Here is a 24,863-nt window from a genome sequence, read left to right as displayed (position 1 = left end):
AGTGGATTTTTTCACTATAATGCGTGACCAGAACCACCATCAATATTCAATGAGGTCCCGGTAACATAGCTAGCTGCATCAGATACTAAAAACGTAATGACGTTAGCAGCTTCTTGTGTATCACCTACACGACCAAGTGGAATAGATTGTCCTACTTTACGAGAATAGTCTTCCCACGATAAACTAGGATCTTCCTTCTTCCATTTTTTTTCGATTTGATCACTGCGAATAAGCCCAATACATACAGAATTTACACGGATATTATCCTTACCTAAATCCTTACTCATCGCTTTTGTCAAGGCAAGTCCCGCAGCACGGCTAACAGTTGTAGGAAGCGAGCTTGCAGGGGGAGTCTTAGCCATCACCGCAGTCACATTAACGATTGCACCGCCACCAGCCTTACGCATATATGGCGCAACATATTTTGAGCAATGAATAGCCCCAAATACCTTTAAATCTAAATCTGCTTGCCACAGCTCACTACTCACAGATTCAAAAGGATTTGCTGAAGCTGTCCCAGCATTATTAATGAGAATATCAACGTGTCCAAAATGTTCAACTGTACGCTCAATTAGATTCTTACAATCTTTTTCTTTAGTAATATCCGTTGGAACAATTAAAACATCGATACCCGTTTCATTTTTAATACACCCAGCTGCCACCTGTAGCTGTTTTTCTCCACGTGCACAAAGGACAACCTGTGCACCCTCTTTTACAAGTTGCATGGCCGTATAATAGCCAATACCTTTACTCGATCCTGTTATAATTGCTACTTTCCCCTTTAAGCCTAGTTCCATTATATTCACCCCAAATATTTTCGAATATTCTTAACAATATATTTACTTTAACAAAATTATAGATAATATACAAAAAACGGCTACAAAGCATTTGCTTTATAGCCGTTTAAACGGTTTTACATTATTTTTTTGCTACAATGTGAATTGGATTGCCAAGTAATACTTCAGCAGTTTCCATTGTAATTTCACCTAATGTTGGGTGAGCATGAATTGTTAATGCGATATCTTCAGCAGTCATTCCGCCTTCAATGGCTAAGCCCATTTCAGCGATCATATCAGATGCACCAGCACCTACGATTTGAGCACCGATTAATAAACCATCTTCTTTACGAGCAACAAGCTTCACGAAGCCTTCAGATTGGTTTAATGCAAGAGCACGACCATTTGCTGCGAATGGGAATTTCGCGGCAGTGTATTCGATACCTTCTGCTTTTGCCTGTTCTTCGTTGTAACCAACTGTCGCCATTTCTGGATCTGTGAAACATACAGCAGGTACAGCAAGATAGTCAACAACTGATTTTTCACCAGCAATTGCTTCAGCAGCAACTTTGCCTTCATAAGAAGCTTTATGTGCAAGCTGAGGTCCAGCAACGATATCACCGATTGCATAGATATTTGAAATATTTGTACGACATTGTTTATCTACATTGATTAGACCGCGTTCACCGAATTCAACGCCGATTTCAGCAAGGCCCATTTCATCAGTATTTGGACGACGACCTACAGTCACTAATACGTAATCAGCTTCAACTTTTTTCTCTTCTCCGCCAACTTCATAAGTTACTACTACGCCGTTTTCTGTTTCTTCAACGCCTTTTGCAGATGCGTTTACTTCGATTTCAACGCCTTTCTTTTTAAGGCCTTTTTTCACGATTTGAGTCATTTGTTTTTCGAAGCCAGCTAAAATATCTTTTCCGCCTTCAATAATTGTTACTTGTGAGCCAAGGTTTGCATATGCTGATCCTAACTCTGTACCAATGTAACCTCCACCGATTACCACTAATTTACCAGGAACTTCTTGTAAAGAAAGTGCACCAGTAGAATTTAGTACGCGCTCAGAGAATTTGAATGTAGGAATTTCAACTGGACGAGAACCTGTTGCAATAATGACATTGTTAAATGTGTAAGTTTGAGCAGATTCACCATTGATGATACGCACTGAATGAGCGTCAACGAAATAAGCTTCACCTTGTACAATTTCAACTTTGTTCCCTTTAAGTAAGCCTTCAACACCGCCAGTTAATTTTTTAACAACGCTGTCTTTAAATGCTTGTGCTTTTGAGAAGTCTAATTTCACATCAGAAGCGATGATTCCCATGTCATCTGAATGTTTAGCTTGCTCAAAACGGTGACCTACTGAAATTAATGCTTTTGATGGAATACAACCTACGTTTAAGCACACACCACCAAGTACATTTTTTTCAACGATTGTTACTTTTTGGCCAGTTTGAGCTGCACGAATTGCTGCTACATATCCTCCAGGACCTGAACCAATGACAAGAGTATCTGTTTCGATTGGGAAATCTCCTACTACCATTTTTGTTACGCCTCCATTAATAATAATTCTGGCTCACTTAACAAACGCTTCAAGTGATTTAAAGCATTTTGCGCAGTGGCTCCATCGATCATACGATGATCAAAGCTCAATGATAATGCTAACACAGGTGCGGCTACAATTTCACCATTTTTTATTACAGGTTTTTCTGAAATTCGACCAATACCTAGAATTGCTACTTCAGGATGATTAATTACTGGTGTAAACCATTGACCTCCCGCAGAGCCAATATTCGTAATAGACATAGATGCACCTTTCATTTCATGTGGTGCAAGTTTACCTTCACGGGCTTTAGTCGCTAACTCATTAATTTCATTTGACACTGCAAATACAGACTTGCGATCTGCATGCTTGATTACTGGGACAAGTAAACCTTTTTCAGTATCCGCTGCAATACCAATATTGTAGTAATGCTTTTGGATAATTTCTTGTGTTGCATCATCTAATGAGCGATTAAATTCTGGGAATTCGCGTAATGTTGAGATTAGTGCTTTCACTACATAAGGTAAGTATGTTAATTTAACACCTTTTTCAGCTGCGATATCTTTGAATTTTTTACGATGCGCTACAAGAGCTGTTACATCGACTTCATCCATTAGTGTAACATGTGGAGCTGTTTGTTTCGAGTGTACCATTGCTTTTGCAATCGCTTTTCGAATACCAGACATTTTCTCACGAGTTTCTGGGAATTCCCCTTCAAGAACAACTGGTGCTGATGGAGTAGTTTCTTGTTGAACAGCTTCTTCAACTGTCACATCAGTTGCTGATTCTGTCTCAACAGTACCTCCACCATTTAAGAAGTTTGTAATATCCTCTTTCAAAATACGACCATTTTTGCCTGAACCTTTTACCTCACGGATGTTTACGTCGTTATCACGTGCAAATTTGCGAACAGAAGGCATCGCAATAACACGTTTTGTTTCATCAACAACTGTTTCGGCTTTTTCAGGAGCTTTCTCTGGTGCTTTCTCCTCTTTAGCAGGAGCTTTCTCTACGTTCTGACCAGATTCAGCAGTTGCTTGAACTTGTGCTTCTGTTTTCTCTTCAGCATGACTATCACCTTTTAGCTTTAAATCTTCATAGCCAGGTGCATCCAAACGGATTAAAACATCGCCTACAACGGCAACTGTTCCTTCTCCTACTAAAACTTCCTCTACTGTTCCTTCAACTGGTGAAGGAATTTCTACTACTGCTTTATCATTTTGTACTTCACAAAGAATATCGTCTTCTTTTACTGTATCTCCAGCCTTGACGAACCATTTCACGATTTCGCCTTCGTGAATTCCCTCGCCAATATCCGGTAATCTGAATTCAAATGCCATGTGTACCCATCCTTTCTATTTACTGATGTTCAAGTTTAGAAGCTTCATTAGAATGTTAAAACTTTTTTCGCTGTTTCCATTACATCTTTGTAGTTTGGTAACCAAACACCTTCAGCTTGTGGGAATGGGTACACAGTATCTGGTGCAGCCACACGAAGAACAGGCGCTTCTAAGCTTAGAATTGCGCGCTCAGTAATTTCTGCTACTACATTTGCCGCGATACCTGCTTGTTTTTGTGCTTCTTGTACAACGATTGCACGACCTGTTTTTTCTACAGACGCAATAATTGTTTCGATATCAATTGGTTGAATTGTACGTAAATCAATTACTTCAACAGAGTGGCCTTCTTTTTCAAGTTCTTCTGCAGCCTTTAAGCTTTCATGAACCATTAAACCGTAAGCAACAATTGTTAAATCTTTACCTTCACGTTTTACATCCGCTTTTCCTAGTGGAATTTCGTAAGCTTCTTCTGGTACTTCTTCACGGAATGAACGGTAAAGTTTTAAATGTTCTAAGAAAATAACTGGGTTGTCATTACGAATAGATGAAATAAGTAAACCTTTTGCATCGTAAGGTGTTGAAGGTACAACTACCGTTAAACCTGGTTGTGCAGTCATTAAGCTTTCTAAGCTATCTGAGTGCATCTCAGGAGTATGCACTCCACCACCAAATGGTGAACGAATTGTTACTGGTGCGTTATATACGCCGCCACTACGGTAGCTCATACGCGCTAACTGACCACTAATTGAATCCATTACTTCATAAACGAAGCCGAAGAACTGAATTTCAGGAACTGGACGGAATCCTTGTAGAGAAAGACCGACTGCTAAGCCACCAATACCTGATTCTGCTAACGGCGTATCAAAAACGCGGTCAACTCCGAATTCTTTTTGTAGGCCTTCTGTCGCGCGGAATACCCCACCGTTGACACCTACATCTTCCCCGAATACAAGAACGTTTTCATCATTCTTTAATTCTGTGCGAAGTGCATCTGTAATTGCTTGAATCATCGTCATTTGTGCCATAGGTTATTTCGACTCCTTCTCTTTATAGATTTCATACTGTTCTTTTAAATTAGATGGCATTTCGCCTTTATACATGTTTTCCATTAACTCTGTTACTTTTTGTTTTGGAGCAGCATCAGCTTTTTTAATGGCTTCTTTAATCTCTTCTTTTGCGCGCTCAATAACTGCTTCTTCCTTCTTCTCATCCCATAGACCTTTAGCTTCTAAGTATTTACGGAAGCGTACAAGTGGGTCTTTTTGAGCCCATTCATTATCTGTATCAGAAGTACGGTAACGCGTTGGGTCATCCCCAGCCATTGTATGTGGGCCATAACGATAACACATTGTTTCAATTAACGTTGGACCCTCACCATTAATAGCACGCTCACGTGCATCACGAGTTGCAACGTATACTGCAAGCGCATCCATTCCATCTACTAAAATACTTGGTAAACCTGCAGCCACACCTTTTTGAGCAATTGTTTTTGCAGCAGTTTGGAGTTCACGTGGTGTTGAAATTGCATATTGGTTATTTTGGACAATGAAGATTGCTGGAGATTTAAATGCACCTGCAAAGTTAATACCTTCATAGAAATCCCCTTGCGATGAACCACCATCACCTGTATATGTTACGGCAACAGCCTTTTTCCCACGCTTTTGAATACCTAGTGCAACACCAGCTGCTTGAATATATTGAGCACCGATAATAATTTGAGGTGCTAAAACATTTACACCCTCAGGAACCTGGTTCCCCATGAAATGACCACGAGAGAATAAAAACGCTTTATCTAAAGGTAAGCCATGCCACACGATTTGTGGAACATCGCGATATCCTGGTAAAATCCAATCCTCTTGTTCTAATGCAAAGTGTGAAGCAAGCTGAGAAGCTTCCTGACCTGCCGTTGGTGCATAGAAACCTAAACGGCCTTGACGGTTCAGTGAGATTGAACGTTGGTCTAAAATACGTGTGTAAACCATACGTGTCATTAGTTCAACTAATTCTTCATCCGATAATTTAGGATCTGCCTCATTATTTATAATTTCGCCTTCTTCATTCAAAATTTGAAACATTTCAAACTTATCTTCGATTTCAGTTAGCGTTTGTTTAGCATCAAAAATATTATTGTTTTTCTTGCTCATTTGTCACATCTCCCTTTCAGCTGTATTAAAATAAATCACCTTTTTGACTAGTACAACTTATTCTTGACACTCAGTATACTGAATAAAATACTGTCGGTCAATCATATATTACGGCTATAAACAAAGATTTTTTCTAGAATAACATTTAATTATCTCTGTCCTATACTGTATTACTAATAACGAAATTCTGTATTAGAACACCATATTTACACCTTGTAATTCTTAAGTTTTTCAACAGGTTTTCCAATAGTAGAATACCCCATTCTAGAAAATTTAATAGCATTCGAAAAATTTTTTGAGTATATTCAAATAAGGTCTTTTTTCATGTGATTGTTTTTAGACGTGATGTATACTAATTAATAGAGCACTACAAAGATGAAAGGAAGATTACTATATGATTTTAATGGATGATATTATCCGCGAAGGTCATCCGACTTTACGCACGAAAGCTGAGGAAGTTAAATTCCCTTTATCTGATGAAACAAGGCAGCTCGCCGAGGATATGCTGCAGTACTTAATCAATAGCCAAGACCCAGAAATGGCAGAAAAATATAATTTACGCAGCGGCATAGGCTTAGCTGCCAATCAAGTAAATAGTCTACAGCGTATGTTTGCACTTCATTTGCAAGATGATGCTGGTGAACAATTAAGCTTCGTAGCCATAAACCCCAAAATAGTCAGCCATTCAGTTGAAAATACATACCTTTCTGCTGGAGAAGGTTGTCTTTCAGTTGATCGTAATGTTCCTGGATACGTCCCACGCCATGCACGCATTACAGTAAAATTTAAAACTATAGATGGGGAAGAGAAGAAAATGCGCCTTAAAGGATTGCCTGCCATCGCCTTTCAGCATGAATTAGATCATTTGAACGGTGTCATGTTTTATGACCGTATTAATGAGAAAAATCCATTTGCTGAAATTCCAGATTCAATTCCTTATGAACGTGATTAAAAGCAAATCAACAAAACAAACCTCAGCAATTGTGCTGAGGTTTGTTTTTTCTTTGTTCTCAATTTCTATCGTTCGTTTCATTTGCTAGCTCTTCATTTATCGTATTAATTAATATAGGTAGGTCTTTCATCGTTTCAATGGTATAGTGTGCACCAGTCATCTCAAAAATACGTTTTGTTTTTTCAATGGCTTGTTGTTGTTCTTCAGCAGTTAAAGCTAGGAACTCTTCTTCAGACAGTCCCATTTCCGAACTTCCAATAATAACACCAACAGCCCAAACACCTGCATTCAGCGCCTCTTTTATATCTGATGTTGTATCGCCGACCTTTACTACTTGCTTGGTTGATTTCGCTCCTAATGCCTCCATATTTCTGAAAATCATATACGGATAGGGTCGCCCTTTATCACTAACCTGTGTCGGAGTTACTAAAAAATCTGGTTGATAGCCCTTCGTAGCAGCCTGTTTTGTTACGACTTCCATCATGAAATCTGTGTAGCCTGTAGTAGAACCAAATCGAATACCCGCTTCTCTTAATTGCTGTACAGTCGCGGTTACATGCTGAATAGGATCTGTGTAGGTCGCCAAAGATTCCATTAGCTTTGACTCAAATTGATTGTATAGAACATGTACATCTTCCTCCGTAAAATGCTGGCGATGAACTCGTTTCCATTCTTCATTAATCCTTGGCATTTCAAGCATCGTACGAATATGATCAATTTTCAGCATGCCCATAGGTTTACGAGCTTCCTCAAGGGTTACTGTTACACCAGCATCTTCAAAAATCGTTAAAAAGACATTTACAGGGGCAAAGCAACCAAAATCAACTGCTGTACCTGCCCAATCCAAAATAACTGTTTCAATTTTCATTATTTTTCACCACCATATAGTTTTCAATGACTTCACATAAGGCCTGCATATCTTCCTCATATATATCCCCAATATTTCCAATACGGAATGTATCTACATCTGTCAGCTTACCAGGATAGATGACAAAGCCTGCCTTTTTCATTTCCTGATAAAAATGTTCAAAAGAAAATTCTTTATGTGGGAACAAATACGTTGTAATAATCGGTGATTGTAGCTCTTCAGAAATATATGCCTCGAACCCTAGTACCGATAAACGAGAACGCAGTAATAGATTATTATCAGCATAACGTTGGTAACGTGCGTTAACTCCTCCTTCTTCCACTAACTCTTCTAACGCCTTAGCAAATGCCGCTACTACATGTGTTGGGGAAGTAAAACGCCACTTCCCATCCTTTTTCATTACTTCCCATTGACTATATAAATCTAAGGCTACACTGCGCGCTTGTCCTTTGCATTTTTCTAATATATTTGTTTTAGCAATGACGAACCCAAACCCAGGAACACCTTGAATACATTTATTGGCACTACTAATACAAAAATCAATATGCAAGTCGGATAAATCCATTGGCACACCACCAAAGCTACTCATAGCATCTACGATAAATGTTTTGTTGAAAGAATGAACAACTTCTCCTATTTCTTTAATTGGATTTAAAATACCAGTAGTTGTTTCACAGTGTACAACCGCCACATGTGTAATACTTGCATCTTTTTCTAGTAACGCTTGAACTTCTAACGATGATGGCTGTTTATCATAAGGGACACTATAAACAACTAGTGCCAATCTTAACACTTTAGCCATTTCTACAATTCTTTCACCATAAGCGCCATTCGTTATAATTAGCAATTTATCATCTTCACCCACAGCAGTTGTTAGCACCGACTCTACAACAAAACTGCCACTACCTTGCATTAGTACTGCTGTATAATGTGGCTCATCGACTTGCGCTAAATTTAAGAGTTGCTTCCGTATCACTTGTGTCACATTTTTATAGTCGTCATCCCACGTACAGCGATCCTTTAACATTTCCTGTTTGACTGTCTTAGTAGTTGTTAATGGTCCTGGTGTTAATAATTTATAGTTGCTCATCTTCTACAACCCCTTATTTTTGCGCTTCTTTAAAGAAAGCTTGGTGTTTTTCTAGTAAATCTACTGTTAAGGTAGTATCCCACTTTTTAAGGTGTGCCGGCACATGCTCTGCCTTTACCTGCTCTCCTTCATAAAGCGCTACAGGGTATTGTTCTAATAAACCATTTCGAGCCTCTGTTGCAATTACCTTTGCCATTTCTTTAGCTAAAGTTTCATCTCCTTCTTTATCTACCACAGCCACTGATTCTGTTAGCGTAAAGTTCCCTTCCACTGGGTCTATATATTCTATTGGTAGTCCTTCTTTTTTGGCATCAATAGCTTGAATACGTAAACCAAATCCAGCTGCTACTTCTCCTGTCTTCACTTTTTTTATTGGTCCTGATCCAGAGCTTTCAATATGAGGTCCAGCATTTTTAATTAAATCCGCCAAAATCCTTTGTCCCTCTTGCTCACCATATTCTTTAATAATGGCTTGTACTAATAGCCAACCGGTTGAAGAGTCCATAATATTAGGGAATGAGAGTAAATCCTTAAAGGCAGGGTCCGTCAAATCTTTTATCGTTGTTGGAACCGGCAAGTCCTTTTGCTGCAAAACACCTGTATTAATAAAAATAGATCCAACATTTCCCAAAATCGGCAATGCATATGTAACACCGCCATCAAGAGGTTTTAAATCCGAAGAAATATCTGTAAACATGGATTTCGAGGTTTGGGCGCTTTCTATAAAATAAGAAGCCATCGTTACGATATCCGCTTCAATATCTGTTCCTTCAGCCATCATTTTTCCACCCAACTCTGAAGTACCGAATGATTGAATTACATATTTTCCTTTATAGCCTTTTTCGTCTAATGTAGATTCCATTACTTCAATTGCCTCATCATCTGCATTTGAATAAATAATTATTTCATCTTTCGAACCTGCTTCTCCCCCTCCACATGCAGTTAATATTATTGCTGCCGCACTAACTGTCCCTAACATCATGATTGTTGATTTTTTCATTTTGAGATCTCCTCCACTTTTTCTTGATGTGCTGTTATATAATCACAACCTAATTTCACAATGAGGTTTGTACATAAAATGAATATCGATAGTACGAAAATATCTGTATATTTTGCAAAATGCTGAAGCTCTTTTATTCTTGTCGAAACAAGCATAGTCTTTGTGCTGACAAGGAAAATAACGCCACTGACCGTGACCATTGCATTTAAAAAATAGTAGCTAAACATTTGATAAATGGTCGGTTTAATATTTGGCAAGATAATGCGTATGACTGTTTTTAACCAAGAATCCTTTAATAGCTCCGCTGTCACTTCCCAGGTTGGGTCCATCTTTTGCAATGAATTTTTAGCCATTAAATAAGGAGTTGTAAAGAAATGCACAATATTACATGCGATAATGATAAGAAATGTACCCTTTAATGAACTTCCATTAAAGAAAAACAAATACGATAGACCAAGCACCATTCCAGGAACTGTGTTAGTAATCATTGAGGCAATATCTAAGCTTTTCCTTCCTTTCAATGGCGTCCTTGCATTAAGAAGAGCCGACATAAATGTAATCATTACACCTAAAACAGCTGTTAAAGCCGCCACGATAAGTGAATTAACATACACCTTTATTAAATCTTTCTCCGCTAACACATTTTGCACATGTTCAAATGTAAAGCTGAAATCATAGGGATAACCCTTCGTAAATGGAACGATAAACATGGTTGAAAAAATGATAAATACGACTGCAACAGAGGCAATTGAATAGGCAGTAAACAATGTGTCACGAAGACGATGTTTAACAAGTTCACTTCTCCCCGCCTGTTTATAATGAAAATTAAAACGTTCTAAAATGGTTAACATGAGGACACCCAATATAGCTGGGGCAAGCATTAACACTGAAATAACTGCCCCACGCTCAAAATGCACGATCGAACCTAGCATAGCTTGATAAAGTTCAGTGGCAATTACCCTGTAATTACCACCTACTGATGCAGGGATTCCGAAATCTGTAAAGCTTAAAATAAATGTTAAAATAAACGCACCACCAATCGTCCCAAGCATCGGACGTAATACCGTATGATAAAAACGACGGAGCGGACGATCATGCATTAACATAGACACTAGCAAAAATCGTTTATCGATATATTGCATAGAGTTTTGCATTAGAATAAAAGCGACTGGCAATGTGTATAAGATGTAACCTATCACCAAACCGTTATATCCATAAATCGTGAAAAGTGGTTGTCCAGCTAATCTTGTTAGAATTCCTTGATTACCAAATGTATAAATCAACACGAAGCCATAGGTGATAGTCGGCAATAGCATAGGCAACGTAATTCCTATTTGTACTAGCTTTTTTGTATGGCGATGCATCGTTGTAAAATGAACAGCATAGGCCAATAAAAAAGCTAAAATGGTTGTAATGACAGATGCCACAAAAGAAACTTGAAAGCTATTGAAGAAAGCATCACGGATTTCTACATTTTTTAAAGCATCTATATAATGTTGAATGGAAATATCATTTCCTACTTTTAAAGAGTGCCAAAACATATAAATCAATGGCACTATTAAAAAAAATAGGAGAAATAATAGAATCGGCAGAAAGATTAATTTCATCATTTTATTCGTTTTAAGCATATGTTTCTCCAAACAATTGATAGATATTATTTCGCTTAATATGAAGCTGCTTTAAAATAAAATCCTCAATAAATGAATTTTTCGGTGCTGCTACGATTTCATGTGGTGTACCGAATTGAGCGACTGTTCCTTCATTAATGATCAAAACTTTATCCGATAAAGTTAGCGCTTCTTCTGGATCATGGGTCACAATAATTGTCGTCAAATTAAATTCACGAGCAATTGATTTAATACGCTCCTTGATAGATTCCTTAATGACCCCATCAAGTGCGCTTAACGGCTCATCTAACAAAAGTATGTTGGGTTGCATAACAAGCGTTCTAGCAATAGATACACGTTGCTTTTGACCACCTGATAATTCATGAATCTTTTTTTGCAAATGCGGAGTCAGTTCTAAAAAATCAATATATTCCTGTACATCTTCTTTGGACATTTGCTTATTTTTATTTTTCAATCCATATACAATATTGTCGTAGGCATTTAAATGAGGGAATAACGCAAAATCCTGAAAAACAATATTGAATCCTCTTTCTTGCATGGATTTCTTCGATATATCTTGCCCATTGTAGAGCAGCTGACCACCCGTTTGCTCTGCAAGCCCTAAGATGATATTAAGCAAAGTAGTTTTACCGCAGCCACTCGGCCCTAATAAAGATATGATTTCACCTGATTCGATGGTTACATTGATATCTACTAAGACTTGCTTATTTTTATAGCTTTTTGAGATATTTTTCAGTTCTAACAAATTGGTCACCTCTCTCAGTTCTTAGCTTTAGTATAGGGGCCATTTGTAAAGGAAAATGCGCCTTTGTGTAAATGTTGAGTAAATTCTGACCAACTGTTGACAAAGTTATGTATACTTTGAGTAAATATCTATTAGAGGTGATGAAATGTATATGATTGAAAGACAACAACAAATATTACAATTTGTAAGACAGCATAAGGTTGTGAAATTGGTAACACTCACGAAAGAATTTAATGTCTCAATGGAAACAATTCGTCGCGATATTCAACAGCTAGTGCAAGACAAGAAAATTGAGAAGTTTTATGGAGGTGTTAAATATATTGAACCTGTAGAGGGACTAATTGATCAACGACTACATGAACAGTCAACAGAAAAAATTGCCATCGCCAAAGCAAGTGCTTCTCTTGTTCAAGATGGAGAATGTATTTTTATCGATAGTGGAACAACTACATATCAAATGACACCATTTTTATTGGACAAGGAAAAATTAACAGTCGTGACAAACTCATTACCTGTAGCTTTCGATCTAATCGGCTCTAATATTGAAGTTATACTGCTCGGTGGAAAAGTGCGTCACTCTGAAAAATCGGTTACATCGAATGAATTTCTCTTCAACTTCGAACATCTAAATATTAATAGGGCTTTTATTTGCGCTAGTGGGGTATCTCTTGAAAAGGGGATTTCCGACTTTAATCTAGAAGAAGCTATTACGAGAAAAAAAATTATTTCGATTTCTCAAACCGTCTATGTCGCTACTGATTCTTCAAAATTTAACAAGGATGTAGCTATTCAAGTATGTCCTCTTGAAGAAGTAGATGTCATTATTACAGACGACACACTGTCTAAAAAAACGATTCAATATTTTTCCGATAAAGGGGTTGAAATAAAACTAGTGAACATTTCTGAAGAACACCAGTAATTTAACCAAAAAAACAACTAGTTGCTACGATTGTCAACTAGTTGTTTCTTTATTATATGATAGCAAGCTTGCGCATTATTTTAGCGAGACCATCTGCATCTACATGATCGGCAATATGATGTGCAATAGCCTTCACTCGTTCATGACCATTTCCCATTGCAACACCGGTCCCAACCGCTTGTAGCATTTCTATATCATTAATACCATCTCCAAAAGCAATGGCATCCTTTAATGTGATGCCCATTTTATCCAATACTTTTTCAATCCCTACCGCCTTCGAACCGCCCTTTGGCAAAATATCACAAGAATACTGATGCCAACGGACAAATTGGACATTCGGAAACATTTCACAATATAAAGGTTCATCTTTTTCTTCCATAAATATAAGTGTTTGATATACATCATTCTGCATATAATAGGATGAATCTAATTCTGGATACGGGTATTTAAGTGTATCCAAGCTTTCTGCTACCATCATATGGTCACTGACAGACGCAATCATACGTTTGTCATCTAAAAACACTACCGGTTCATTGCGAGCTTCACCAAAAGCAATAATTTTAGCTAATTCATCTTTTTCAATTCCGTTCGTATAGACAACCTCACCCTTATAAACAACATACTGTCCATTGAAAGTAACATACGTATTAATATCAAGTTCTTCTAGTAATGATTCAATCATAAAAGGTGCACGACCTGTAGCAATCGCCAATTCATAGCCATTGCAGCGTGCTTCCAAAAGAGCATTTTTTGCAGATTCAGGTAATTTTTTTTCGCTGTTATAGAGAGTGCCATCAACATCAAAAAACAAAATTTTATTCATTTTATAATCCCTTTCTATAAATAGTACCCATCAAGGTGAATGACTTTACACAGACAATAATTTTGATTATAATGATCCTAAGGAGTGATGTGCCATGCTGAAGAAACTAAAACGGAAATTGTTGAAGCAACTTCGCGGCGTACTCGGAAAAAAATCAATTGCCTAACATTTGCCCTTCATTATTTGAAGGGCTTTTCTTTATTTTAGAGGAACTGCGTGATAATATAAAGGAAATGCATTTATTTGGCTATACGCAACCACTGTCTCACTACTTCCTATTCATTTTATAACATAGTGCACAACCGAAGTATTGAGATACAAGGACTACAAACGTACATTTCTTCTTATAAGAAATTCGTTGTTTTCTTGTAGCACGTGTGTGGTAGTAGTCAAAGGTGCAATAAAATTGTACGCAATTAAAGGAGAGCAAACTATGATTTACAAAGTTTATTATCAAGAAAATGCAAATGAGATTCCAGTTCGCGAAAATACTAAAAGTCTATATCTTGAAGCTGCTTCAGAACGAGAAGTACGTCAAAAGTTAAAAGACCGTAACTACAATATCGAGTTCGTCCAGCTGCTTGAAGGTAACTATTTGGAGTACGAACAAGCAAGCCCGAACTTCGTCTTGGAGGAAATTTAACAAACATGAAGTTTGTTAAAAATGACCAAGCAGCTGTTTTCGCGCTCGGCGGACTGGGCGAAATCGGCAAAAATACTTATGGCGTTCAATTTCAAGATGAAATTATTTTAATTGACGCTGGCATTAAATTTCCAGAAGATGACTTACTCGGCATTGACTATGTTATTCCAGACTATACGTATTTAGTACGTAACGTCGATAAAATCAAAGGACTATTTATTACACATGGACATGAGGATCATATTGGCGGTATTCCTTATCTTTTACGTCAAGTGAATGTTCCAGTCTATGGTGGTAAGCTCGCACTTGGCTTATTACGTAATAAATTAGAAGAACATGGCTTGCTACGTACAACTAAACTCATCGAAATTAAAGAAGAAGATGTTATTAAATTTAGAAAAACATCTGTTAGCTTCTTTAGAACAACTCATAGTATCCCTGATGCTTATGGAATTGTTGTTAAAACACCACCTGGTAATATCGTTCATACAGGTGACTTTAAATTCGACTTTACACCTGTTGGCGAACCAGCCAACCTAACAAAGATGGCCGAAATAGGACGAGATGGCGTACTTTGCTTACTATCAGATAGTACAAACGCTGAAAAGCCTAATTTTACAATGTCAGAGCGTACAGTTGGCAAAAGTATCGATGAAATTTTCCGTAAAGTGGATAGCCGAATTATTTTTGCTACATTTGCGTCAAATATTCACCGTTTACAACAAGCAACAGACGCTGCTATCAAATACGGAAGAAAAATTGCTGTCTTTGGTCGCTCTATGGATAATGCGATTACAATTGGGCGCGAGCTTGGTTATATCAACGCTCCAAAAGATACATTTATTGATGCTCAAAGCATTAATCGACTTCCAGCAAATGAAGTAATGATTTTATGTACAGGCTCACAGGGTGAACCAATGGCTGCATTATCACGTATTGCCAATGGTACTCATCGTCAAATCCAAATACAACCTGGTGATACAGTTATTTTCTCTTCTTCACCGGTTCCTGGTAATACTGTGAGTGTTAATAAAATCATCAATTTATTGTTCCGTGCGGGTGCAGAAGTTATTCATGGTGCATTAAACAATATCCATACTTCTGGTCACGGCTCACAAGAAGAACAAAAATTGATGCTACGTTTAATGAAACCTAAGTTTTTTATGCCTATCCATGGCGAATACCGTATGTTAAAAATGCATACACACTTAGCAGAAGATTGCGATGTACCACTTGAAAATACATTTGTTATGGAAAATGGCGATGTGTTAGCACTAAGTGCCAATGAGGCACATGTGGCTGGTCGTATCCCTTCTGGTGATGTTTATATCGATGGTAATGGTATTGGAGATATCGGTAATATTGTGTTGCGCGATCGTCGCATTCTTTCTGAAGAAGGCCTAGTTATCGTAGTCGTAAGCGTAGATATGGAAAATCAAAAAATTGTTTCAGGTCCTGATATCATTTCCCGTGGCTTTGTCTACATGCGCGAGTCAGGTACGATGATCAATGAAGCTCAAAAAATGCTTAATCGTCATCTGAATGAAACCATTCAAAGCAAAACCCCTCCTCAATGGACAGAGCTTAAAAACGAAATTACAGACGTTTTAGGTCCTTACCTATTTGAAAAAACAAAACGTCGTCCAATGATTCTACCGATTATTATGGAGGTTTAGCCTCATGGAAAGAAGCTATGTAATATGTACATAGCTTCTTTCTTTTTGCTAATTGTAAATTTACTTAATTTTTTTCTTTTTTTGAAACCTCCCTTTTTATTTTTGCGTATATAGTAATAACAACATCCAAAAGGAGCGTTTTATGCTAAATAAACTTCTTCAATCCCTACTCAATGGTAAATCCAAACGTCATTATTCTTCATCAAGCAGTCGTCGCAGATATTCCAAACGCCATAATTATTATGGCCATAAGCATTATAAACGTAGTTCTCGTAAAAGCTCACGTAGTTTTTTCAGCTCTTTGAGTTTTTTCAGTAGCTAATGTGGTGGAAACGACTTTCAGAAAAAAACTTTGATTATGCTGTAGAGCTTTTCATAGCTGAGCATCCAGATTTCACGTTTAAAAAATTTCTTGGCTTTGGCTCATATGGTCGTGCGTACTTAATTGAAAATTGCTCATCAACAGATCTGTTCGTCTTAAAATGCCTGCGTCCCAAGCATCGTCATCACCAAAAGACCATACATAAATTCAGGCAGGAAATTCAAATTCTACAGCAATTATCATTGCCGAATATACCTAAAATCCATTCGACTGGAACTATCCAAGATATGCCTTATTTTATGATGGACTATATAAACGGCCAAACCTTTGAACAGCTTATTTTTCAAGAAGGTGTTAAATTTCCTGTCGCTCAGTCACTTGAAATAACCAAACAGCTTTTAGAACAAATTATCCTGCTACACAATCACGGAATTGTCCATCGAGATTTACGTATACCTAATATCTTATTGGTTGATCAACAATTACACATTATAGATTTTGGTCTCGCAACGACATTACAAAAGGCAGTGGAACTTTCTTCTATACAAAACCCGAAGCGAGCTGAAAACCATATTAGCGATCTATATTTCGTGGGCCATTTTCTATTGTTCTTACTTTATTCAGACTTTAAGCCACGTAAAAAGAAAGAGGACACGTGGCAACAAGAATTGAATTTACCGATAGAAGTGAAGGATTTTCTCGAACGATTATTATGGATTCAAGACCCTTTTAGTAGTGCATTAGAGGCTTACCGAGCTCTGCCACATTTAATAAAGATTTCCATGCATTTGAAAGAAAAATAAAAAAATAGAATTGTTCACCGATCTAGAGTGAGCAATTCTATCCTATAATTTAAATATTTAAGTATTTTGCACATACATAAGCAATCCAATGATACGCAGGGCTAAGTCGTAGATTTTCTATTAGCCCCTTTACGATGGCTTTACTGTATGTTGGCTTTTCTATTTCGAGTTTTAGCAGTTCCAATGATTCTTTTTCAATAGAATCCTCAGTATTATCAATATTTTGTTCAATTAACTGCAGTAACATTTCCTTTGAAATATCCTGTTCGCAAGGCTTCGCTATAAAAGTAACAAGCTCCTTCGTAATAAAAGGTATCGTTGTATGTCGTGCAATAATATCTGTTTTTTCTGCTAAAGATTTCGCAAGTTGTTCTAAATCGAGAGGCATATCTGAAAAGATAAAAAGTTCCGCATAGCTCTTCATAAAACCTTTAATACAATACATGACATCGTATTTTGTTTCTTGTAGCTTATCCTGATAAAGTTGCTCCAGCATATAAATGATAGATTTAGACATCTCTGCTTCATACGCTGTTATTTTATGAAATAGCTCTTTTTTTGTTAGAAAGACCTTCTCATTAAAAAATACTCTAGCAGATGCAGAGTGATTTTTGAATGCCTGAAAGATACTTTTATAAAATTCAACCAAAATCGTTTCTTTGTTATACGCCCCTCTGACTACTCGGTCAACATCTGTAATAAATTGTTGTAAGTAGTAGTCAACCATAGAGATAACAAGCTCGTCTTTTGTTTTGAAGGATAAGTAAAACGCACCCTTAGAAATCCCACAACGTTCTGTTATTTGCTGTACTGATGTAGCTTCAAAACCCTGTTCAGAAAACAGCTCTAATGCTTTCTCCATAATTAATTGCTTTTTTAACATATTTTTAACTCTCTCCTAATGCATTTCGTTGACAAATGACCGATTAGTCATTAGTATAAATAATTGAATTTAGTTAGTCAATAAAGGGTAGGTGTGAAGGTGAAAGGTTTAGTTAATTTCGTATTGAAAAACAAATTGGCAGTGTGGTTATTAACAATTATCATCACTGTCTCTGGTATTTATTCCGGCACAAGAATGAAAATGGAATCTATACCTGATATCTCGATCCCATACTTAATCGTCATGGGCGTATATCCAGGTGCAACGCCTGAACAAGTCATGAATGAGCTTTCCATCCCATTCGAAAAATCCATAGAAAGCTTAGAAGATGTGAAGGCAGTTTACTCAACATCCTCTTCCAACGTAGCACAAGTGCAGGTTGAATACGACTATGGCATTGATATGGATGAAAAAAAGCGTCAGTTAGAAGCAGCTTTAGATAATCTAAAATTGCCTGAAGGTGCTCAAGAGCCAACTATTATGGCTATCAGTATGAACATGATGCCAGTAGTAGCTTTATCCGTTAGTAGTTCTGAGGAAGATATTGTCGATCTTACTTCTACAGTAGAAGATGTTTTACTTCCTAAGATTGAAAAAATTGATGGTGTTGCCTCTGCAACCATTACAGGTCAGCATATTGAACAAGTATCCTTTAAATATGATGAAGAAAAAATGGCTGCATTAGGGTTAACAGAGGAATCAGTCAAGCAAATGATTCAAGCAAGCGATATGTCACTATCACTTGGTTTATATCAATTTACTGTTGGAGAACAAGCAGTTTCTGTAGACGGTAAAGTAAAGTCCGTAGATGAACTAAAAGATTTATTAATTCCAGTCACACCTTCAGCAACAAATCCTTCACCATTCGTTCGTCTGGGTGATATTGCAAAGATTGAAGTAGAAGGTAAAGTACAATCTGTGTCCCGTACAAACGGTCAAGATGCTATTGCCATTCAAATCGTTAAGGGTCAAGATGCTAACACTGTAACTGTTGTCAATGCCGTTAAAGACCTTATGAAAGATGAAGAAAAACGTTTAGATGGCCTAAACGTAGATATCTCTCTTGACCAAGGTGCCCCAATTGAAGATTCTGTCTTTACCATGATTGAAAAGGCCGTATTTGGTGGTGCAATTGCTGTATTAATCATCTTGTTATTCTTACGTGATTTCAAATCAACCATTATTTCGATTGTTTCGATCCCAGTTTCAGTTTTCATGGCATTACTACTACTAAACTGGATGGATATTACATTAAACATTATGACCCTTGGGGCGATTACCGTTGCCATTGGACGTGTTATCGATGACTCGATTGTAGTTGTTGAAAACATTTATCGACGTATCCATTTAAAACAAGAAAAATTAACAGGTCGAGCTTTAATTCGTGAAGCAACCATTGAAATGTTTAAACCGATTCTTTCGTCAACATTAGTTACAGTGGCTGTATTTGCTCCACTTATTTTTGTAGGTGGTATGGTTGGCGAACTATTCATGCCATTCGCACTAACAATGACGTTTGCATTAGGTGCATCATTATTAGTAGCCATTACCATTGTACCTGCATTATCCCATTTCCTATTCCGTAAAAAACTATACGGTGAGAAAAAAGAAAGCCAGCATAAAGAAGTTGGTAGACTAGCAACATGGTACAAAGGTGTTTTAGAAAAAGCGTTAAATCATAAAATTATTACGTCTCTAATTGCGATTTTCTTACTTGTAGGTTCACTAGCGTTAACTCCTTTAATTGGGTTTAGCTTTATGGGATCACAGGAAGAAAAAGTTATGTACCTCACATATACTCCTTCAACTGGAGAGCTTGCAGATGAAACTGCAGCAAATGTTGAAAAAGTAGAAAAAGAATTAATGAAGCGCAAAGACGTTGATATTTTACAAGTTTCCATTACAGATGCGAACAATGTCGATCCATCAGCAATGATGATGGGCGGAGGCGCTGGCGGAGCTTTAATGTACCTAATCTTTGATCCAGATATGAAAGACTTCCCTAAAGCTCGTGAAGAAGTAGAAGACTATGTATTTAATATAGGTCAATCAGGAGAATGGAAATCTCAGAACTTCTCTTCAATGTCTATGTCTTCAAACGAAGTAAGCTACACACTATATAGTGATGATTTAGATAAGCTACGAGATGCTGTAAATCAAGTAGAAGGTGCTTTAAAAGATGTGGATGGCCTAGAAGATATTAAATCAGATAACGAAGATCCATATGTTGAAAATGTACTTAAAGTAGAACAGAAGAATGTCCTTCAATATGGTTTAACAACTGCTCAAATCGTGATGGCTTTAAATGCAAATACATCACAAGAAGTTTTAACAACCGTAAAAAATGATGGAAAAGATATTGATGTCATTGTTCAACGTGATGCCAAAGCAGCTGCGACTTCACTTGAGGATGTTTTAGCAACTGAAGTTAAAACAGCATTAGGCACAACGATGACTATTGGTGAGCTAGTAGATGTTGAAGAAGGCACGACTCTTAACTCACTATCTCGTTCAAAAGGTGAATACTTCGCAACAGTATCTGGTACGATTATCGGCGATGATATTTCAAAAGCAACTTCTGCTGCCGATAAGAAAATTGACAAATTAGATTTACCAAAGGGTGTAACAACAGGTGTTGCTGGAGTTGCTGCAGATATGCAAGAAACATTCACGAAGCTGGGTGTTGCTATGCTAGCGGCAATAGCGATTGTATACTTCATTTTAGTTGTTACGTTCGGTGAAGGTTTAGCTCCATTCGCTATTCTCTTCTCGCTTCCATTCGCCGTAATCGGTGCATTTGTTGGTTTATTTGTAACAGGTCAAACGATTTCTGTTTCTGTTATGATGGGTCTACTGATGTTAATCGGTATCGTTGTGACGAACGCCATCGTATTAGTTGACCGTATTATTCATATGGAACATGCTGGTTTAGTCATGCGTGAAGCCATTCTAGAAGCTGGTGCTACACGTTTACGCCCAATATTGATGACAGCTATTGCAACAATCGGTGCAATGGTTCCTATGGCACTTGGTTCTGGTGGTAGTGGATTAATATCAAAAGACTTAGCCATTACTGTAATTGGTGGTTTATTATCATCCACTCTATTAACATTAGTGGTTGTACCAATTGTGTATGAAATGCTTTCAAAAATGTTAAAGAAAAATCGTAAAGATATCGAAGAAAATTAATAAAAAACAGCTACTCATGCGGTTCAATCGCTTGAGTAGCTGTTTTGTTATTTATTGAACCTCTTTCACTACAAAAGCTTCCTTGCTTTCTACACCTGTAGCAGAAACGGCCGTAATGCCGTATGTATAGTTTTGCTTAGCAAGAGCTGACTTGTCCACAAATTGAGTGATGCCATCCTTATTATATACAACATCCACTATATTTTGAGGGTCATGGTAGGAACCTTCTTTGTTCCCTTTAAAACGATAAATAACATACTTACGTGGCTGTGTTTCATTATCGTCAATAATTTCAATCTTACGACCTGCCGTTTCCTTTGTCACTTCTACATAAGTCGGCTTGTTCGGCACTGCGTCATCATTCCAAATTGTTTCTGGTGTCATTGCTGTATAATTATATAGCTGTTGACTAACAATTGTTGCATAGCCTAATTTATTGCTTTGAAAACTTCTTAACGAGAAATGCATTTGCCCATCGGCTGCTACTTTTTCTGAACGATTTTCTAGTATTTGACTGGGCAATTCCATTTTATTTTTCCATGCAGCATCACTGTCATTGCCAACTTTATAATCAGCCAATCCAATATATAGATGAACAGGATGCGTTTTTGCATATGTTTGTACTTCATGGCTCCACCAATCTAACAATGTCCCATATTTGGCAACAGATAATGTTCTTGACCAGTAAATTTGCGGGGTAATATAATCAATCGTGCCATTTTGAATCCATGTTCTGACGTCTGCATATAAATCATCGTAATTATTGACACCAGCTCGTGTATCACTTCCTGTTTTATCCAATGATTTATTACGCCATACACCAAATGGTGAAATACCAAATTGTACATATGGCTTTGTCTCTTTAATAGCTGTATAAAGATTTTCAACAAGCCTGTTCACATTATTTCTTCGCCAATCCTCTACCTTGTTAAAGGAAGCACCATATTTTTTGTAAGCTGCTTGATCTGGGAAAACCTCATTTGCAATTTTATATGGATAAAAATAATCATCCATATGAACGGCATCAACATCATAATTGGCTACTAGCTCTCTTACTATTTCAACTAAATAGTCTTGCACCTCAGGTAAACCAGGATTTAAATAATATTGTTTGCCATATTTAACAACCCAGTTTGGATGTGTTATAGCTACATTATCGGGAGCAAGGTCAGTTAGCTTTTGTCCAGACATTGTTACACGATAAGGATTCATCCAAGCATGCAGTTCCATCCCTCGTTTATGTGACTCCTCTACTAGTATCGTAAGAGGATCGTAACCGGGGTTTGTACCTTGTTTTTTCCCTGTTATGTAGGACGACCATGGGGCTAACTCAGATGCATACATTGCATCATTTGTTGGTCTTACTTGATAAATAACAGTATTGAATTTATTGGCTTTTAATTGATCCAATGTTTGGCGTGCCCAAACCGTGTACTGCTCCTTATTCATACCTGCTTTCATATCAAGATTGAGAACCGTTGAAATCCAGACAGCCCGCATTTCTCGTTTCGGCTGTGTTGTGCTTGCCTTCACTGTATTAGCAGGGATTGCTGATAGGCATAACATCAAAATCATAGCGACTAAAGCAATAAGTTTCCATTTACTATTTTTCTTTCTCATATATCCTCCATTTGCTATTTTTCTATTTTAGTATATGATAAGTTCACGCTATATGCACGTTCCTGAAGCAACTTCACTAACTGGATCAAATAATAATCATGGAATTTGAATTACTACGTATGACTAAAACAAAATCATTTGTTTCTATAACCCTATTTAAAAAGCGCTTTAGTTAATGCCAAAATATGTATCATTATAATCCCCCCAAAAAACACAGATGACCTACACTTCATTATTATTCCGTTACAATTTCCTTATTTTATAATTTAACCTAATTTTTGTTTGATTCATTCTTTACGCAGTCATAAACTGTATGCTACAATCAACACAACTTATATAGAACGGAGGGTATTCCAAATGACAGCTTCAATTAGACTACGATTTCACATTACTAATTAAATATGTGTACACTTTGCCTGCTGTGCAAGGAAATGGAATTAGGTCTAGTCTGTTTTAGGAATACTGGAAAAGAGGGGACTTCTACTCCCCTCTTTTTTGTTGTCTTTTTACTTTCCACACAGGCATTACTGTTAGAAAGGGATGACGAAATTGGAACATTGGAAACGTAATACAATACTTTTTTTAAGTAGTCAGACGATTTCACTTTTTGGCTCTGCTCTTGTGCAATATGCCATTACATGGTATATCACGCTTACAACGCAATCAGGCAGCATGATGACCATTGCGATTATTTGTGGCTTTTTACCAACCTTCTTCCTAGCACCTATTGCTGGTGTCTGGGCAGATCGTTATAACCGAAAATGGCTTATTATCTTGGCAGATGGCATGATCGCCTTATCTACACTCTTTTTAGCCATTTTATTTTTAATCGGCTATGATGAACTCTGGCTATTGTTTGTCATATCGGCGGTACGTGCAGTTGGTGCAGGTATTCAAACACCAGCTGTGGGCGCTATTTTACCGCAATTTGTACCTGAAGAGCATTTAATGAAAGTTAATGGAGCGAATAGTAGTATTCAAGCTTTTATCATGATTCTTGCACCTATGGCAAGTGGAGCATTATTAACGATGGCTTCAATCGAGTCTATTTTCTTTATTGATGTGACAACAGCTGCTATTGCTATTGCTATTTTCTTATTATTTCTGCATATTCCTGCACATGCAAAAGCTAATCAGCCACAAACAACAGGTTATTTTAGTGATATGAAACAAGGCTTCATCTACATTAAAGAGCATGCTTTCTTGAAACATTTATTCTTGTTCTTTGCCTTTTTCATGCTGCTCGCTGCCCCTGCTGCCTTTTTAACACCTTTGCAAGTTACTCGTAGCTTTGGTAATGATGTCTGGCGCTTGACTGCTATCGAGATGGCCTTTGCCATTGGGATGTTAATTGGTGGTATCGCAATCGCAACATGGGGTGGCTTTAAAAATAAAGTGCATACGATGACATTATCTGCTTTATTATTTGGTCTTTGTACAATGGCTCTCGGAGTCATTCCTGTTTTTTGGCTGTATCTCATAATCATGACAGTTACTGGAATAGCTATGCCAATCTTTAATACACCCGCAACGGTGTTATTACAAGAAAAAGTGAATAGTGATTATATGGGAAGAGTATTTGGCATTCTTAGTATGATATCTACCTCTATGATGCCTTTAGGTATGCTTATTTTCGGTCCGATTGCAGACATTATTGCTATCGAGTGGCTACTTATTGGTACAGGAATCCTCTTATTTATCCAAGGATTTTTCCTACTGGGCAGTAAAGTCTTATTACATGCTGGAAGACCTACTGCTGAGCATAAAGATGTTTAAACATCCTTCTAGTTAATCAACTGACGTTTGCAAACCTGCTGCAAAGCACCTTCCTCGATGTTAAGAAAGTCCTGTCACCATGCAGGGCTTTTTTAATTATCATCATTT

General features: G+C 37.3%; 20 protein-coding genes. 7 read left to right on the top strand and 13 right to left on the bottom strand.

What is annotated here, in order from left to right; genetic code table 11:
- Nucleotides 1–14 precede the first annotated feature (14 nt).
- From ACE1MS_RS04010 to pdhA, 5 genes are all read right to left on the bottom strand, one after another.
- Nucleotides 15–797 carry an SDR family NAD(P)-dependent oxidoreductase gene (locus ACE1MS_RS04010; protein WP_447402717.1) on the bottom strand — a complete coding sequence of 261 codons (783 nt, stop codon included), beginning with the start codon at nt 795–797 and terminating at the stop codon, nt 15–17.
- Nucleotides 798–918: 121 nt separating this feature from the next.
- Nucleotides 919–2,334 (bottom strand): dihydrolipoyl dehydrogenase, encoded by a 1,416-nt coding sequence (gene lpdA, locus ACE1MS_RS04005; protein ID WP_012293096.1) that lies wholly within the window; start codon nt 2,332–2,334, stop codon nt 919–921.
- Between the two features lie 5 nt (nt 2,335–2,339).
- On the bottom strand, nt 2,340–3,674 hold the full coding sequence (locus ACE1MS_RS04000) for a dihydrolipoamide acetyltransferase family protein (RefSeq protein ID WP_036167335.1): 1,335 nt from the start codon (nt 3,672–3,674) through the stop codon (nt 2,340–2,342).
- A gap of 47 nt (nt 3,675–3,721) precedes the next feature.
- Nucleotides 3,722–4,699 (bottom strand): alpha-ketoacid dehydrogenase subunit beta, encoded by a 978-nt coding sequence (locus ACE1MS_RS03995; protein ID WP_012293094.1) that lies wholly within the window; start codon nt 4,697–4,699, stop codon nt 3,722–3,724.
- A 3-nt stretch (nt 4,700–4,702) separates the two neighbouring features.
- Nucleotides 4,703–5,818 carry a pyruvate dehydrogenase (acetyl-transferring) E1 component subunit alpha gene (gene pdhA / locus ACE1MS_RS03990; RefSeq protein ID WP_012293093.1) on the bottom strand — a complete coding sequence of 372 codons (1,116 nt, stop codon included), beginning with the start codon at nt 5,816–5,818 and terminating at the stop codon, nt 4,703–4,705.
- Nucleotides 5,819–6,212: 394 nt separating this feature from the next.
- On the opposite strand from pdhA, the gene def reads away from it, so the two are divergent.
- Nucleotides 6,213–6,770 carry a peptide deformylase gene (def, locus tag ACE1MS_RS03985; RefSeq protein WP_012293092.1) on the top strand — a complete coding sequence of 186 codons (558 nt, stop codon included), beginning with the start codon at nt 6,213–6,215 and terminating at the stop codon, nt 6,768–6,770.
- Nucleotides 6,771–6,828: 58 nt separating this feature from the next.
- Here def and phnX read toward each other — a convergent pair whose 3' ends face one another.
- The 5 genes from phnX to ACE1MS_RS03960 are packed head-to-tail and all read right to left on the bottom strand — an operon-like array spanning nt 6,829 to nt 12,101.
- A complete protein-coding gene (gene phnX / locus ACE1MS_RS03980; protein ID WP_447402716.1) occupies nt 6,829–7,638 on the bottom strand; it encodes a phosphonoacetaldehyde hydrolase in 810 nt (269 codons plus the stop codon).
- On the bottom strand, nt 7,628–8,728 hold the full coding sequence (gene phnW, locus ACE1MS_RS03975) for a 2-aminoethylphosphonate--pyruvate transaminase (RefSeq protein ID WP_031418866.1): 1,101 nt from the start codon (nt 8,726–8,728) through the stop codon (nt 7,628–7,630). The genes phnX and phnW overlap by 11 nt, the downstream gene beginning before the upstream one ends.
- 13 nt (nt 8,729–8,741) lie before the next feature.
- Complete coding sequence (locus tag ACE1MS_RS03970; RefSeq protein ID WP_012293089.1) at nt 8,742–9,728, bottom strand: extracellular solute-binding protein; 987 nt, start codon at nt 9,726–9,728, stop codon at nt 8,742–8,744.
- Nucleotides 9,725–11,356: an ABC transporter permease subunit gene (locus ACE1MS_RS03965; protein ID WP_036214880.1), complete on the bottom strand. Its 1,632-nt coding sequence runs from the start codon at nt 11,354–11,356 to the stop codon at nt 9,725–9,727. The genes ACE1MS_RS03970 and ACE1MS_RS03965 overlap by 4 nt, the downstream gene beginning before the upstream one ends.
- Nucleotides 11,349–12,101 (bottom strand): ABC transporter ATP-binding protein, encoded by a 753-nt coding sequence (locus ACE1MS_RS03960; protein ID WP_036167325.1) that lies wholly within the window; start codon nt 12,099–12,101, stop codon nt 11,349–11,351. Before ACE1MS_RS03960 ends, ACE1MS_RS03965 begins: the two co-directional genes overlap by 8 nt.
- A gap of 151 nt (nt 12,102–12,252) precedes the next feature.
- Here ACE1MS_RS03960 and ACE1MS_RS03955 point away from each other — a divergent pair, with 151 nt between their 5' ends.
- Nucleotides 12,253–13,020: a DeoR/GlpR family DNA-binding transcription regulator gene (locus ACE1MS_RS03955; RefSeq protein WP_447402961.1), complete on the top strand. Its 768-nt coding sequence runs from the start codon at nt 12,253–12,255 to the stop codon at nt 13,018–13,020.
- Between the two features lie 52 nt (nt 13,021–13,072).
- Here the strand turns inward: ACE1MS_RS03955 and ACE1MS_RS03950 are convergent, their stop codons facing one another.
- Complete coding sequence (locus tag ACE1MS_RS03950; protein ID WP_422761470.1) at nt 13,073–13,843, bottom strand: Cof-type HAD-IIB family hydrolase; 771 nt, start codon at nt 13,841–13,843, stop codon at nt 13,073–13,075.
- A 433-nt stretch (nt 13,844–14,276) separates the two neighbouring features.
- On the opposite strand from ACE1MS_RS03950, the gene ACE1MS_RS03945 reads away from it, so the two are divergent.
- The 3 genes from ACE1MS_RS03945 (at nt 14,277) to ACE1MS_RS03935 (ending at nt 17,287) form a co-directional block, all read left to right on the top strand.
- Nucleotides 14,277–14,486, top strand: a complete 210-nt coding sequence (locus tag ACE1MS_RS03945) for a DNA-dependent RNA polymerase subunit epsilon (protein WP_012293082.1) — start codon at nt 14,277–14,279, stop codon at nt 14,484–14,486.
- A gap of 5 nt (nt 14,487–14,491) precedes the next feature.
- The gene (rnjA, locus tag ACE1MS_RS03940) at nt 14,492–16,162 is read left to right on the top strand and encodes a ribonuclease J1 (RefSeq protein ID WP_012293081.1); all 1,671 of its coding nucleotides are present in this window, start codon (nt 14,492–14,494) and stop codon (nt 16,160–16,162) included.
- A gap of 321 nt (nt 16,163–16,483) precedes the next feature.
- The gene (locus ACE1MS_RS03935) at nt 16,484–17,287 is read left to right on the top strand and encodes a serine/threonine protein kinase (RefSeq protein WP_447402715.1); all 804 of its coding nucleotides are present in this window, start codon (nt 16,484–16,486) and stop codon (nt 17,285–17,287) included.
- 49 nt (nt 17,288–17,336) lie between these two features.
- On the opposite strand, the gene ACE1MS_RS03930 is transcribed toward ACE1MS_RS03935, so the two are convergent.
- Complete coding sequence (locus tag ACE1MS_RS03930; protein WP_031418856.1) at nt 17,337–18,170, bottom strand: TetR/AcrR family transcriptional regulator; 834 nt, start codon at nt 18,168–18,170, stop codon at nt 17,337–17,339.
- A 99-nt stretch (nt 18,171–18,269) separates the two neighbouring features.
- Here ACE1MS_RS03930 and ACE1MS_RS03925 point away from each other — a divergent pair, with 99 nt between their 5' ends.
- On the top strand, nt 18,270–21,359 hold the full coding sequence (locus ACE1MS_RS03925; protein WP_197223828.1) for an efflux RND transporter permease subunit: 3,090 nt from the start codon (nt 18,270–18,272) through the stop codon (nt 21,357–21,359).
- Between the two features lie 51 nt (nt 21,360–21,410).
- Here the strand turns inward: ACE1MS_RS03925 and ACE1MS_RS03920 are convergent, their stop codons facing one another.
- Nucleotides 21,411–22,979 carry a glycoside hydrolase family 10 protein gene (locus ACE1MS_RS03920; RefSeq protein ID WP_197149228.1) on the bottom strand — a complete coding sequence of 523 codons (1,569 nt, stop codon included), beginning with the start codon at nt 22,977–22,979 and terminating at the stop codon, nt 21,411–21,413.
- A gap of 540 nt (nt 22,980–23,519) precedes the next feature.
- Between ACE1MS_RS03920 and ACE1MS_RS03915 the strand changes: the two genes are divergently transcribed.
- Nucleotides 23,520–24,755 carry an MFS transporter gene (locus ACE1MS_RS03915; protein WP_036160906.1) on the top strand — a complete coding sequence of 412 codons (1,236 nt, stop codon included), beginning with the start codon at nt 23,520–23,522 and terminating at the stop codon, nt 24,753–24,755.
- Nucleotides 24,756–24,863: the final 108 nt, after the last annotated feature.

The sequence above is a fragment of the Lysinibacillus sp. fkY74-1 genome, from assembly GCF_053165895.1.
The sequence above is the reverse complement of the archived record's forward strand: the minus strand, read 5'-3'. Positions and strand labels throughout refer to the sequence as shown.